Annotated in this window: 10 protein-coding genes; 6 read left to right on the forward strand and 4 right to left on the reverse strand. The window is 58.1% G+C overall.

Annotated elements, in window-relative coordinates:
- Positions 1-56 precede the first annotated feature (56 nt).
- Positions 57-1964: a PTS mannitol transporter subunit IICBA gene (locus ACOTX5_RS18545; protein WP_015572764.1), complete on the reverse strand. Its 1908-nt coding sequence runs from the start codon at positions 1962-1964 to the stop codon at positions 57-59.
- A 436-nt stretch (positions 1965-2400) separates the two neighbouring features.
- On the opposite strand from ACOTX5_RS18545, the gene ACOTX5_RS18550 reads away from it, so the two are divergent.
- The 3 genes from ACOTX5_RS18550 to selB all read left to right on the forward strand — a co-directional run bounded on the left by ACOTX5_RS18550 (position 2401) and on the right by selB (position 6333).
- Entirely contained in the window at positions 2401-3009 is a 609-nt protein-coding gene (locus tag ACOTX5_RS18550; protein ID WP_045339422.1) for a glutathione S-transferase, read from the forward strand.
- A 103-nt stretch (positions 3010-3112) separates the two neighbouring features.
- Positions 3113-4498 carry an L-seryl-tRNA(Sec) selenium transferase gene (selA, locus tag ACOTX5_RS18555; RefSeq protein WP_045911844.1) on the forward strand — a complete coding sequence of 462 codons (1386 nt, stop codon included), beginning with the start codon at positions 3113-3115 and terminating at the stop codon, positions 4496-4498.
- The gene (gene selB / locus ACOTX5_RS18560; protein WP_045911843.1) at positions 4495-6333 is read left to right on the forward strand and encodes a selenocysteine-specific translation elongation factor; all 1839 of its coding nucleotides are present in this window, start codon (positions 4495-4497) and stop codon (positions 6331-6333) included. Before selA ends, selB begins: the two co-directional genes overlap by 4 nt.
- Positions 6334-6336: 3 nt before the next feature.
- Here the strand turns inward: selB and ACOTX5_RS18565 are convergent, their stop codons facing one another.
- Entirely contained in the window at positions 6337-7221 is an 885-nt protein-coding gene (locus ACOTX5_RS18565) for an ROK family protein (RefSeq protein WP_045911842.1), read from the reverse strand.
- A gap of 166 nt (positions 7222-7387) precedes the next feature.
- Here ACOTX5_RS18565 and aldB point away from each other — a divergent pair, with 166 nt between their 5' ends.
- The 3 genes from aldB (at position 7388) to ACOTX5_RS18580 (ending at position 9780) form a co-directional block, all read left to right on the forward strand.
- Positions 7388-8926: an aldehyde dehydrogenase AldB gene (gene aldB / locus ACOTX5_RS18570; RefSeq protein WP_045911841.1), complete on the forward strand. Its 1539-nt coding sequence runs from the start codon at positions 7388-7390 to the stop codon at positions 8924-8926.
- Positions 8927-9175: 249 nt separating this feature from the next.
- Positions 9176-9361 carry a type II toxin-antitoxin system HicA family toxin gene (locus ACOTX5_RS18575; RefSeq protein WP_071788668.1) on the forward strand — a complete coding sequence of 62 codons (186 nt, stop codon included), beginning with the start codon at positions 9176-9178 and terminating at the stop codon, positions 9359-9361.
- A 14-nt stretch (positions 9362-9375) separates the two neighbouring features.
- A complete protein-coding gene (locus ACOTX5_RS18580; RefSeq protein ID WP_023295606.1) occupies positions 9376-9780 on the forward strand; it encodes a type II toxin-antitoxin system HicB family antitoxin in 405 nt (134 codons plus the stop codon).
- Between the two features lie 55 nt (positions 9781-9835).
- Here the strand turns inward: ACOTX5_RS18580 and ACOTX5_RS18585 are convergent, their stop codons facing one another.
- Positions 9836-11785, reverse strand: coding sequence for a glycoside hydrolase family 127 protein (locus tag ACOTX5_RS18585; protein ID WP_045911840.1), 1950 nt, complete (start codon positions 11783-11785; stop codon positions 9836-9838).
- A 10-nt stretch (positions 11786-11795) separates the two neighbouring features.
- A complete protein-coding gene (locus tag ACOTX5_RS18590) occupies positions 11796-13196 on the reverse strand; it encodes an MFS transporter (RefSeq protein WP_045142691.1) in 1401 nt (466 codons plus the stop codon).
- Positions 13197-13358 lie beyond the last annotated feature (162 nt).

The following is a 13358-nucleotide window of genomic DNA, read 5'->3' on the forward strand; positions in this document are numbered from 1 at the left end:
GGAACGTTTTCCCCTCACCCTAGCCCTCTCCCCGGGGGGAGAGGGAAGAGGCGCTGTTACTTGTTCAGCAGGGCCAGAACTTCTTCAACGCTGGTGGTGTTGGCCAGACGCTCAATAACCGTTTCGTCATCCAGCGCATTGGTCAGGCTGGTAATCACCTGGATATGCTCGTTGTTGCGAGCGGCGATACCAATCACCAGACGGGCGATGTCGTCCTCTTCTTCACCGAAGCGCACGCCATCAGGATACTGACAGAACACCACGCCGGTTTTCAGCACGCGGTCTTTGGCTTCCACCGTACCGTGCGGAACCGCGATGGATTCACCCAGGTAGGTTGGGGTCAGCTTTTCGCGTTCCAGCATCGCCTCAACGTACTCAGGCTGAACGTAGCCGCCTTTCACCAGCTGCTCACCGGCGAAGCGAATGGCCTCTTCTTTATTGGTCGCCGTGCGGCCAAGGAAGATGTTTTCAGCGCCCAGTTTGAACAGATGCGCGTTGCTCTCGTCGAAGCTGTCTTGCAGGCTGGTACGCACTTTCACTTCGTTATCTTCATGGCGCTGCGCCGCCACCAGGCGTTCGGTCAGGCTGGCGTACAGGCCGCTGTCGAGGAAGTTGGTCAGGGAAATGTGCTGCGCCTGCGGTACCTGACGCATAGCGCGTTCGGTCAGATCGCGGTGCGTGATCACCAGGTCAACGTCCGGCGGCAGGCTGTTAATCGCGCTGTTGGTGACGGAGATGTTGGTCAGACCCGCATCCTGCACTTTCTTCCGCAGTACGCCCGCACCCATTGCGCTGGAGCCCATACCGGCATCACAGGCCACGATGATTTTACGCACGTGGCTCAGGTCGTTAGAGACATCACCCGCCGCCAGCGGCGTTGCGCCTTTGGATTCGGCTTTCATGTCATGCATACGACGGGTTGCCGCTTCGATATCGTCGTCTTCTTTCACCTTGCTGGTTTTCAGCAGGATAGCGGAGGCCACGAAGGAGACCGCCATGGCCGCACAGATCGCCGCGATGTTCGCGAAGTAGGCGCCTTTCGGGGTCATCGCCAGCACCGCCAGGATAGAGCCTGGAGAAGCAGGAGACACCAGACCACCGCCCAGTACGCTCAGGGTGAACACGCCGGTCATACCGCCAAGGATAACGGCCAGGATCAGACGTGGGTTCATCAGCACATATGGGAAGTAAATTTCGTGAATACCGCCCAGGAAGTGAATGATCGCCGCGCCGCCAGCAGACTGTTTCGCGCTGCCGCGACCAAAGAACATGTATGCCAGCAGAACGCCCATACCCGGACCCGGGTTCGCTTCAATCAGGAAGAAGATGGACTTGCCGAGATCGTGTGACTGCTGAATACCCAGCGGTGAGAAGATACCGTGGTTGATGGCGTTGTTCAGGAACAGGATTTTCGCTGGTTCAACAAAGATAGACGCCAGCGGCAGCATGTCGTGCGCCACCATGAAGTTAACGCCCGCGGCCAGCAGCTTGGACAGCACTTCAACCGCCGGGCCAATGCCGAGGAACGCCAGAATCGCGAGGATCATCCCGATGATGCCCGCAGAGAAGTTGTTCACCAGCATTTCGAAGCCGGATTTGATCTTGCCATCAACCCAGACGTCAAATTTCTTGATCGCCCAGCCGCCCAGAGGACCGGCAATCATCGCACCGAGGAACATCGGCATATCCGCACCGACGATCACCCCCATGGTTGTGATGGCACCCACGACGCCACCGCGGTCACCGCCCACCAGACGACCACCGGTATAACCGATGAGCAGTGGCAGGAGATAGGTAATCATTGGGCCAACAAGTTTTGCCAGCGTTTCGTTAGGCAACCACCCTGTCGGAATAAATAATGCGGTGATAATACCCCACGCGATAAACGCGCCGATATTTGGCATCACCATGTTGCTGAGGAAACGACCAAAGCTTTGCACTTTGATCTTGAAATCGGATGACATAAAACACCCCTTCTTATGTTTACGCTTAGGCTTGTGGCCCGAGGTTTATCGTTAATGTGCGGCGGCAGAGGTAGCCGGGCCCTGTTCTGATGCTGTGAAATCTGGCACTGAATCGTTCAACTGTCCAGACAGTGAAATTTTGTGTGATCTGAATCACATGAATGTAGGGGGTGAGGATATTAATGAAGTGATCATGATCACAAAATGAGTGTGTAAAAAAAATACATTGCTCAGAAATACGCCATAATGGGCGGCGTTTTGTGATTTGCATCACAATGTTAAGTTGGTTGTTTGTTTCCAGATTGTGATTTGATTCACAAAATATTTTTATGCAGATTTCTCCCGTATCCCCTCATGGCAGGAATGCGATACGCACACCTGCCTTTTTCCACGGCTTGATCCATACTGACCTCTTTGTGGGCATTAAGGATAAGCAATGAAACTCATCGGCAGTTATACCAGTCCTTTCGTGCGTAAGATTTCGATTCTCCTGCTGGAGAAAGGGATTGAATTTGAATTCGTGAATGAACAGCCCTACAACGCAGAGAACGGCGTTGCGCAGTACAACCCGCTGGGGAAAGTCCCGGCGCTGGTAACGGACGAGGGCGACTACTGGTTTGATTCCCCGATCATTGCGGAGTACATCGAACTGCTTGGCGTTGCGCCAGCCATGCTGCCGGCGGACCCAAAAGCAGCGCTGGTGATGAAGCAAATTGAAGCCCTGGCGGATGGCATTATGGATGCGGCATTGACGTCCGTACGCGAGCAGGCAAGGCCCGCCGCCCAGCAGTCAGAAAATGAGCTGCTACGCCAGCGCGAAAAAATCAGCCGCAGCCTGGATATGTGCGAACAGCTGATCCGCGACGGGAAAATTCAGAGCGATAGCCTGAATCTGGCGACGATCGCCATCGCCTGCGCCATTGGCTACCTCAATTTCCGCCGCGTCTCGCCGGGCTGGTGCGTGGATCGTCCGCTGCTGGTCAAACTGGCGGAGACGCTCTTCCAGCGCGAAAGTTTTGCCCGGACTGAACCGCCAAAGGCTTGATGCGGGTTATAACACTTCCTGGCGGGAGGCGGTACAATCCCCCCACATGTTAACTCCCTCTCCCGTCGGGAGGGGGGAAGATATTTACTCGCCAGGCGCATTCATGACTACTCATCATTCCCTCTACAGCCAGATCCCCGCTACCGATCGTCTGCTTCGTGACCCGCGCATCACTGCGGTGCTGGAGCAGTTTGGCCATACTGCAACGGTCGGCATGCTACGCCAGCTTCAGGACGATGCGCGTCGCCATATTCAGGCTGAGAACGCGCTACCCGGCTGGTGCGTGGCGTGGGAGCAGGAAGTTGAACGCAGGCTGAGCAAGCACGGGCAAAGCGCGTTGCGCCCGGTTATTAACCTGACAGGCACGGTTCTGCACACCAATCTGGGCCGGGCACAGCAGGCCGAAGAGGCAACAGAGGCCGTCACCCGTGCCATGCGCTCGCCGGTGACGCTGGAGTACGATCTGGACGGCGCCGGGCGTGGGCATCGCGATCGCGCACTGGCGGATCTTCTCTGCCAGATCACCGGCGCGGAAGATGCCTGCATTGTGAATAACAACGCGGCGGCGGTGCTGTTAATGCTGGCGGCCACCGCGAGCGGAAAAGAGGTTGTCGTCTCTCGCGGCGAGCTGGTGGAGATCGGCGGGGCGTTTCGTATTCCGGACGTCATGCGCCAGGCGGGCTGCACGCTGCATGAAGTGGGCACAACTAACCGTACCCATGCAAAAGATTATCGCGCGGCGGTGAATGAAAACACCGCCCTGCTGATGAAAGTGCATACCAGCAATTACCACATTGAGGGTTTCACCAAAACGGTGGAAGAGGCCGAACTGGCCGCCATCGGGCGCGAGCTAAACGTGCCGGTGATTGCCGATCTCGGCAGCGGGTCGCTGGTGGATATGCGCCAGTACGGTCTGCCGAAAGAGCCCATGGTGCAGGAAATGGTTGCCGCGGGCGTAAGCCTGGTCAGTTTCTCCGGTGATAAATTGCTGGGCGGGCCGCAGGCGGGGATTATCGTCGGCAGGCGCGAGCTGATTGCGCAGCTACAGCAGCACCCACTGAAGCGCGCCCTGCGTGCCGATAAAATGACGCTGGCCGCGCTGGAAGCCACGCTGCGGCTCTATCTCCACCCGGAGAAACTGGCTGATCGCCTGCCCACGTTGCGTTTGCTGAGCCGTGATGCGGCCTCCATTCGCGCGCAGGCGGAAGCGCTACTGCCGCAGGTTGCTCCTCATTACCCTGAGTTTGACGTTCGTAACGAGCCTTGCCTGTCGCAAATTGGCAGCGGCTCGCTGCCGGTGGACAGGTTACCGAGCGAAGCGCTGACGTTCACCCCGCGCGACGGACGCGGAAGCCAGCTTGAGGCGCTGTCGGCGCGCTGGCGCGCATTACCGACGCCGGTGATTGGCCGGATCGGTGACGGGCGCATGTGGCTGGATTTACGCTGTCTGGAAGATGAAGTGCGGTTTCTGGAGATGATGTTGAAATGATTATTGCCACCGCCGGTCACGTTGACCACGGCAAAACCACGTTATTGCAGGCCATTACGGGCGTGAATGCCGATCGCCTGCCGGAAGAGAAAAAGCGCGGCATGACCATTGACCTGGGTTACGCCTACTGGCCGCAGCCCGACGGTCGCGTGCTCGGCTTTATCGACGTGCCCGGCCACGAGAAGTTTCTTTCCAATATGCTCGCGGGCGTGGGCGGGATCGATCACGCCCTGCTGGTGGTCGCGTGCGATGACGGGGTGATGGCGCAAACGCGCGAGCATCTGGCGATCCTCCAGCTGACGGGAAACCCGCAGTTGACCGTCGCCCTCACCAAAGCGGACCGTGTGGATGAGGCGCGTATCGACGAGGTGCGTGAAGAGGTGCTGGCGGCGCTGAGTGAGTACGGTTTTAGGGATGCCGCACTGTTTGTCACCGTGGCGACAGAAGGCCGCGGTATCGACGCTCTTCGCGACCATTTGCAGCAGATCCCGTCTCGTGAACATGCCAGCCATCACCGCTTCCGTCTGGCGATCGACAGGGCATTTACCGTGAAAGGGGCTGGGCTGGTGGTGACCGGCACCGCGCTGAGCGGCGAAGTGAACGTGGGCGATACCCTGTGGCTGACGGGCGTGAACAAACCGATGCGCGTGCGCGGGCTTCACGCGCAAAACCAGCCGGTGGAACAGGCCCACGCCGGGCAGCGTATCGCGCTGAATATTGCCGGTGATGCCGAAAAAGACCAGCTTAACCGCGGCGACTGGCTGCTGGCCGACGCGCCGCCGGAGCCTTCTGAACGGATCATCGTTTCACTCCAGACCCACACGCCGCTGACCCAGTGGCAGCCGCTGCATATCCACCACGCGGCCAGCCACATCACCGGACGCGTGTCGCTGCTGGAAAACGATCTCGCCGAACTGGTGTTCGACTCCCCGCTCTGGCTGGCGGATAACGACCGCCTGGTTCTGCGCGATATTTCGGCGCGGGAAACGCTGGCGGGCGCGCGCGTGGTCATGCTGGATCCGCCCCGTCGCGGCAAGCGTAAGCCCGAGTATTTACAGTGGCTGGCCGCACTGGCCCAGGCCCGCGATGATAAGTCTGCGTTAGATATCCACCTTGAGCGTGGTGCGGTGGATCTGGCGGCGTTCGCCTGGGCGCGCCAGCTCAGCGGCGAAGGATTGCGTCTTCTGACGCAGGAGCCAGGTTTTATTCAGGCCGGGAACAGCCTGCTGAACGCGCCGGTGGCGGCATGCTGGCAGCGCAAAGTGCTGAGCACGCTGGCGACCTACCATGAACAGCATCAGGATGAGCCCGGTCCGGGTCGTGAACGTCTGCGGCGCATGGCGTTGCCCATGGAAGACGACGCGCTGGTGCTGTTGCTGATTGAAAACATGCGTGAAAGCGGCGTGATTGCAAGTCATCACGGCTGGCTGCACCTGCCGGAGCACAAGGCCGGTTTTACCGCTGAGCAGGACGCGGTCTGGCAAAAAGTGGCGGCGCTGTTTGGCGATGAACCGTGGTGGGTGCGCGATCTGGCGCGTGAAACCAATACCGATGAGCAGCTGATGCGTCAGGTACTGCGCCATGCGGCGCAGCAGGGGATGATTGTGGCGATCGTGAAAGATCGTTATTACCGCAACGATCGGATCGTGGCGTTTGCGAACCTGATCCGGGAGCTGGATCAGGCGCGCGGATCAACCTGCGCCGCAGACTTCCGCGATCGGCTGAACGTAGGACGCAAACTGGCGATTCAGATCCTGGAGTATTTCAACCGCATCGGGTTTACGCGTCGTCGTGGCAATGATCATGTGCTACGCGACGCGCAGTTATTTCCCTAAGCGTTAAGTGCTGCGCGCCTGCTTCTGCTTAGCCAGCCAGACCGCGCCCAGCCTTCCCGCCTGGTTACCCAGCTCGCAGGGAAGGATGGGCACCCGGAGCGCTTCCCACTCCTCGAATCGCTGTAGGTATTTATCCAGCAGGAGATAGATTTTCTCCTGCTCGCTAATGCCGCCGCCAATCAGCACCGCCTGCGGATCAAACATGGAGATCACGCTGTAGATGCCCCGCGAGAGGAAATGCGCCCACTCTTCTATGGCCTCACGCAGATGCACGTCGCTGTCCATGCGCCTAAACAGCTCCTCACCATCAGGCATCTCATCTTCCGACACGGCCAGCGCGCGGCGGCAGGCTTTCATCAGGCCGCTGGCGGACGCCACTTCGTGCATCGGCTCGCCGTTGTTGCCAACGGGCAGCACGCCAAACTCACCCGCCCGGTAGTGCGACCCACGGTAGAGATCGCCCTCCATGACGATACCGCCGCCGATGCCGGTGCCTATGGTGATGCAGACAAAATGCTCATAATCCTTACCGGCGCCCTGCCAGCGTTCGCCCAGCGCCGCGCAGTTGGCGTCATTTTCGGTTGTTACGGGGAGATCGGTCAGCTGTGCGAAAAGCTCGCACAGGTTTTCGCCGTCAAGGTAATCCAGCGCCCCGGCCTTGGCCGCTTCGCCGGTATGGTGATTGATGTGGCCCGGAAAACTCACGCCGATGCCGACGATCTCATGCTCCTGGCGGTACTTATCCACCACCGCTTTCCACTTCTGTTTGAAGGTGCTTTCATCGTCAGGCGTATCATATTCATCGGATGTCAGTTCTTCGCCGTTTTCGTTGATCACGCCGTGTTTGATGTGGGTTCCGCCCACGTCAAAGCCGATAAATAGCTGCATTGCATTGTTCCTCATGAGCCCCTGAGCTATTAAGTATGGCTCCGGCGGCAGAAACGAAACGTAAAGTACGGTAATCCGTGATACGGCTCGTAAACCCGTTACCGACTGGCGAGAAAATCACCAGCCGGAACTACCCTTGTTGTACACCTACTGCAAGGAGACGGTCATGACAAACAATCCTCCCTCATCGCGTATCCAGCCAGGCGAGTATGGTTTTCCTCTTAAGCTGAAGTCCCGCTATGACAACTTTATCGGCGGCGACTGGGTGGCGCCCGTCGACGGTGAATACTATTCCAACCTGACGCCCGTTACCGGCCAGCCGCTGTGTGAAATTGCCAGTTCGGGCAAGCGGGATATCGATTTAGCGCTGGATGCGGCGCATAAGGCGAAAGATAAGTGGGGGCAAACGTCCGTTCAGGACAGAGCGGCCATTTTGTTCAAAATCGCCGATCGGATGGAGCAGAATCTGGAGCTGCTGGCGACCGCGGAAACGTGGGACAACGGCAAGCCGATCCGGGAAACCATGGCGGCGGACGTGCCGCTGGCGATTGACCATTTCCGCTATTTTGCGTCCTGCATTCGTGCCCAGGAGGGGGGAATAAGTGAAGTTGACAAAGATACCGTGGCGTATCACTTCCACGAGCCGCTCGGCGTGGTGGGGCAAATTATTCCGTGGAACTTCCCGCTGCTGATGGCGAGCTGGAAAATGGCGCCCGCGCTGGCGGCGGGTAACTGCGTGGTGCTGAAACCTGCACGCTTAACGCCGCTTTCGGTACTGCTGCTGATGGAGGTGATTGGCGACCTGTTGCCGCCGGGGGTCATTAACGTGGTCAACGGGGCCGGGGGAGAGATCGGCGAATATCTGGCTACTTCAAAGCGTATTGCTAAAGTGGCGTTTACCGGCTCAACGGAAGTGGGTCAGCAGATCATGCAGTACGCGACCCAGAACATCATTCCGGTCACCCTGGAGCTGGGCGGGAAATCGCCGAACATCTTCTTTGCCGACGTGATGGATGAAGAGGACGCCTTCTTCGACAAAGCGCTGGAAGGGTTTGCGCTGTTCGCGTTCAACCAGGGTGAAGTCTGCACCTGTCCGAGCCGCGCGCTGGTGCAGGAATCCATTTATGAGCGCTTTATGGAGCGGGCGATCCGGCGCGTGGAGTCGATTCGCAGCGGTAATCCGCTGGATAACGTCACCCAGATGGGAGCGCAGGTATCGCATGGCCAGCTGGAAACCATCCTCAACTATATTGATATCGGCAAAAAAGAGGGGGCCGATGTGTTGACCGGCGGTCGTCGTAAGGTGCTGGGCGGCGATTTGCAGGAGGGTTACTACCTTGAGCCGACCATCCTGTTCGGTAAGAACAACATGCGCGTTTTCCAGGAGGAAATTTTTGGACCGGTGCTGGCCGTCACCACGTTTAAAACCATGGACGAGGCGCTGGAGCTCGCCAACGACACGCAGTATGGCCTGGGGGCGGGCGTCTGGAGTCGTAACGGTAATCTGGCCTATAAAATGGGCCGCGGCATTCAGGCCGGACGCGTATGGACAAACTGCTATCACGCCTATCCGGCTCATGCGGCGTTTGGCGGCTACAAACAGTCGGGCATCGGGCGTGAAACCCATAAGATGATGCTGGAGCATTACCAGCAAACGAAATGTCTGTTAGTCAGCTACTCCGATAAACCGCTGGGGCTGTTTTAATCTCCGGGCTCAGGTCGTTCCGGGTAGGGTGACCTGAGCCGGGTTAAAGCCGGGTGGCGGCTTCGCCTTACCCGGCCTACGAGAGTGTCCGCATTTTTATCTGCAACATGACATGCCTCCTTCTTCTTTTCTCGACGCCTCTTCCTGTTTCGACAAAGCCTGGCTGCAATGCCTTTTTTAATGCGCTAATGTCATTCAATCCAGTAGTGGTGGTGTGTATCATGTGTATAATCAGGGAAGGGTTGGGATGTGAAAAGTGCGGATATCATTGCTGTTCTGGTTAGCCATGGCTGGAAATGTGTAAGAACGAAGGGAAGCCATCATCAGTTTCGCCATCCAGTGCAAAAAGGGTTGGTAACCGTTCCGCATCCTAAAAAGGACATTAAACCGGGCACTCTCGCACAGATCTGGCGACAGGCGGGCATTAAACACTGATATCAGGAGTAGTTATGTTTTATCCGGCTTACATTCATTCTGATTCCGACGGTAGCGCCAGCGGTTTCTTCCCCGACGTTCCGGGATGTTTTTTTGCGGGGGATTCACTTGATGACGCTTTTCAGGATGCACGTGATGCGCTCACGGCGCACTTCGAAGCGCTGTTTGAAATGGATGAAGCATTGCCTCTCCCGGGTAGTGTCGAAGTGCACCTTGAAAATCAACCTGACGACTTCACAGGCGGGCAATGGTTGCTGGTGGATATTAATATGAAGCAATTCGACGGCAGAGCCGAACGCATCAACATCACGATGCCTCGACGTTTGCTGGTGAAGATTGATTCCTTTGTCAGCGAGCATCCTCAATTCGGCAATCGAAGCGCATTTCTGGCCGAGGCAGCACGTCGCGTGCTGCCGTAGCATTAACCCTCTCCCGTGGGAGAGGGCTGGGGTGAGGGCAACAGGCCGCAGTTATTCAGCTTTCATCCACCCATATCCGCATTTCCCCTTCTCCCCGGTTTGCCCAGCTGAACCACGGAATAAAGGTCAGCGTCCGGGGCTGACGTTCTACCGGCGAGTGGTCGTACTGCCACAGGGCATCAGTGTCCTTCGCCTGACACCCGATCCCTTCCGCCTGTATCAGCATCTTGTGCGCGAAAATGCCTTTGCCTTCAAATACCCGAAACGCGCTGTCCTGGGGCAAAGAAAGGTTATGCAGATTTGCGCCGTTATCGGCTTCTTCCAGGCAGTAAACCAGCGGTCCACGCTGCAATGCGACTTTCCCCGCCTGCTGGCGCACCTGCGGGTTGCCGTACACGCGGCGGACCGGCATCGGTAACGTCAGCGTCAGCGTGTCGCCTTCCTGCCAGCTTCGGTTGAGGTATAAGTATCCACGGGAGACCTCGCCTGTAATGGCCTGACCATTGAGCGAAACAGCCGGTTCCGCACACCAGCCCGGCAGCCTCAGGGCCAGCGTGTGAGTCACCGGAACTGGTGAGGTAATCTCGATTTTCACCTGCTCATGCCACGGATAGTTCCCGCTAATCCGCAGCTGGAGGATGTTATCCCCAACCGGAATGGCGACGTCGTTCCCCACGTACAGGTTGATCAACAGCGCGTCCGGGCGAACGGTATAAATGTAGTGCCCCAGCGAGGTCAGCACGCGCGCAATATTCGGCGGGCAACAGGCGCAGCCGAACCAGCGCTGGCGCACCGGTTTGACGTGGTCATAGATATGGTTAAAGGCCAGGGTTTTCGGGTGCACTTCCAGCGGATTCACATAAAAGAAATGCTTACCATCCAGCGCCATGCCGCCCAGCACCGTGTTGTACAGCGCGCGCTCCATCACGTCGGCGTAGTGGCCGTCCGCCTCCATCTCCAGCATCCGGCGGGCAAACATCATCAGGCCGATGGAGGCGCAGCTTTCGGCGTAGACCGTATCGTTGGGCAGATCGTAATCGCTGCTGAACGCCTCGCCGCTGCTTTGGGAGCCAATCCCGCCGGTGATGTACAGCTGGCGCTGTGCCATGTTGTTCCACAGCCGCAGGCAATCCTGACGTTTCCCCTCGTCGCTGCTCAGGCGCGCCAGATGTGCCATGCCCGCCATCAGATAGACAAAACGCACGGCGTGGCCGATGGCCGTTTGTTGTTCCGCAAGGGGCAGATGCGCCTGGCTGTAGGCTTTGTCCTTGACCATCCACGCCGGGCCATAGGTGTTCCAGTATGACGTTCTGCCGCGCTTCTCGTATTCGATATCGTAGAAGTGAGGCTGCGCGCCGCGTTCCTCAATAAAGTATTTCACCAGATTGAGATAGCGTTGCTCCTGCGTGACGTCGTACAGCCGCATCAGCGCCAGCTCGATTTCCGGGTGGCCAGGGTAACCGTGCAGCTGGTTTTCGCCCGGGCCAAACACGCTGTCGATATGATCCGCCAGCCTGCACACCACGTCCAGCAGGCGGCGTTTTCCGGTTCCCTGGAAATACGCCACGCCCGCTTCAATCATATGTCCGGCGCAGTACAGTTCGTGGCATTCGGCCAGATTGGTCCAGCGCTCGGCCGGTGCTTTCACCGTGAAATAGGTATTGAGATAGCCATCTTCGCACTGCGCCGCTGCGACCAGCTCGATCACCTCGTCGGCGGTTTTTTCCAGTTCAGCATCCGGCTTCTGGCACAGCGACCACGCCACGGCTTCGAGCCATTTCGCCACGTCGCTGTCCTGAAAGACCATCCCGTAGAACTCCCCCTGTTCCAGACCGGCCGCAATGCGGAAGTTGGCGATGGCGTGGCTGGGTTCGGCCTCCGCCACGCGATCGTTAAGCGCATCCCACTGGTAGGGGATCACCACATCGCGGACCAGCCGTTGGTACTGACCAAGAAACGGGTCGTTGATTTTCAGCTGATGCAGGTCGGCTTCCATTATGGTCATATCGTTCTCCTCAGGACTGTACATGACGCTGGCGCAAATCGGTGGCAATGCGCGACATCACGGGATTGTTAAGCCTGCACCAGCGGATAGCGACCGCCAGCAGCAGGTGGAAAAGGGCAGGAAGCAGCGTCTCCATGGCGGTGATGCCCTGCAATGAGGCGGGTGTCTGGTTACCTGCGCCTGGCTGATAGGCCACGGCAATAAACACCAGGCTGATGATCCCGGCGCTGGATGCCCACGCGAGCTTGATGAAAAACAGATTGAAGGCGAAGTTCATCCCCGATGAGCGCACGCCGGTTTTCCATTCGCCGTAGTCATCGGCAAAGGCCATCAGCGAGAAGTGCAGCGGCAGGGTGAAGCCCAGGATCACGCCGTTACTTAAAATCACGATCAGCCAGAGCGTCTGGTGCGCCGGGCCACCCGGCAGGAACCACATTCCCACCGCAAGCGCAGCGAGTATCAGGTTGGTGTAGTAGTAGAGTTTGACGGTATCAATCCGCCGCGACAGCGGACTGACGATCACCGCGCCCAGAATAGCGGCAAAGGTCACCATGGTGAAAAACAGCGAGGTGTACGCCGTGCTGCCCTGAAGCACGTAGGTGATGAAGTACATGTATCCGCCGCCGCGAATGTTGAAGACGTTGATCAGCAGAAACGACATCACCAGCATCAGCAGCAGCTGATCGTTTTTCCGCAGGCCCGCCAGGTGCTCGCGCAGGGTGAATTTACCCATCAGCGCAAGCGGGACGCGCTCGCGCACCCAGAAGAAGCAGCACAGGAACATCACCACGGCGATGGCGCACAGCACGCCGACGCCCAGCTGATAACCCCGGGCGGCATTGCCCTGTCCCAGCTCTGACACCAGCCACGGCAGGCCAACGGAGACCAGAAAGCCCGCCACGCCGCACAGTACGAAGCGCCAGGACTGGCAGGATATAACCTCGTTGTGGCGGGTGGTCATGGTGTTGATCAGCGCGCAATATGGCACGTTGATGGCGGTATAGCCCACTGAAAGCAACAGATAGGTGCCGAACGCCCAGGCGATTTTCACGCCCATGCTGGCGTCCGGGACGGTGAAGGTCAGTACGCCGACGATCCCGATGGGAAGCGCGACCCACAGCTGCCAGGGACGAAAACGCCCCCAGCGGCTCTGCGTGCGGTCGGCAATCACGCCCATCACCGGATCGGAAATCGCGTCAAATACCCGAAGGGCAATAAACAGCGTGCCCACCAGCGCGGGCGTCAGGCCAAATACATCGGTATAGAAAAAGGTCAGAAAGTTCATGATCAGGCAGGTAATTACCGTGCCGCCCGCGTCGCCCAGGCCGTAGCCAATTTTCTCGCGGACTGACAGCCGGTCATCGGCTGCCTGTTTTGCAACTTCTGCGTCTGTAATCGGTGTGGAAGTCATGGGGTAACTCCTCGATAAACGATTTTTTATCGTATTTGTGCAAGGTACCCCATTTATTCTGCATTCAACGGGCAGACCAACAAGGGAAGGGAAAAGTATAAAAAGGTGACGATTCCGACCTGATGGTGAAACTGTGAGTTTGATCGAGCCGTTCTGCTGATA

The organism is Enterobacter cloacae complex sp. IR5441 (assembly GCF_049238215.1).
Lineage (GTDB): Bacteria > Pseudomonadota > Gammaproteobacteria > Enterobacterales > Enterobacteriaceae > Enterobacter > Enterobacter hormaechei_C.

Coding starts and splice junctions, on each gene's coding strand:
- selB (WP_045911843.1), top strand. CDS start 4,495: ATGATTATTGCCACCGCCGGTCACGTTGACCACGGCAAAACCACGTTA.
- ACOTX5_RS18565 (WP_045911842.1), bottom strand. CDS start 7,221: ATGCAGCTATTTATCGGCTTTGACGTGGGCGGAACCCACATCAAACAC.
- ACOTX5_RS18545 (WP_015572764.1), bottom strand. CDS start 1,964: ATGTCATCCGATTTCAAGATCAAAGTGCAAAGCTTTGGTCGTTTCCTC.
- ACOTX5_RS18585 (WP_045911840.1), bottom strand. CDS start 11,785: ATGACCATAATGGAAGCCGACCTGCATCAGCTGAAAATCAACGACCCG.
- selA (WP_045911844.1), top strand. CDS start 3,113: ATGACTACTCATCATTCCCTCTACAGCCAGATCCCCGCTACCGATCGT.
- ACOTX5_RS18550 (WP_045339422.1), top strand. CDS start 2,401: ATGAAACTCATCGGCAGTTATACCAGTCCTTTCGTGCGTAAGATTTCG.
- ACOTX5_RS18580 (WP_023295606.1), top strand. CDS start 9,376: ATGTTTTATCCGGCTTACATTCATTCTGATTCCGACGGTAGCGCCAGC.
- ACOTX5_RS18590 (WP_045142691.1), bottom strand. CDS start 13,196: ATGACTTCCACACCGATTACAGACGCAGAAGTTGCAAAACAGGCAGCC.
- aldB (WP_045911841.1), top strand. CDS start 7,388: ATGACAAACAATCCTCCCTCATCGCGTATCCAGCCAGGCGAGTATGGT.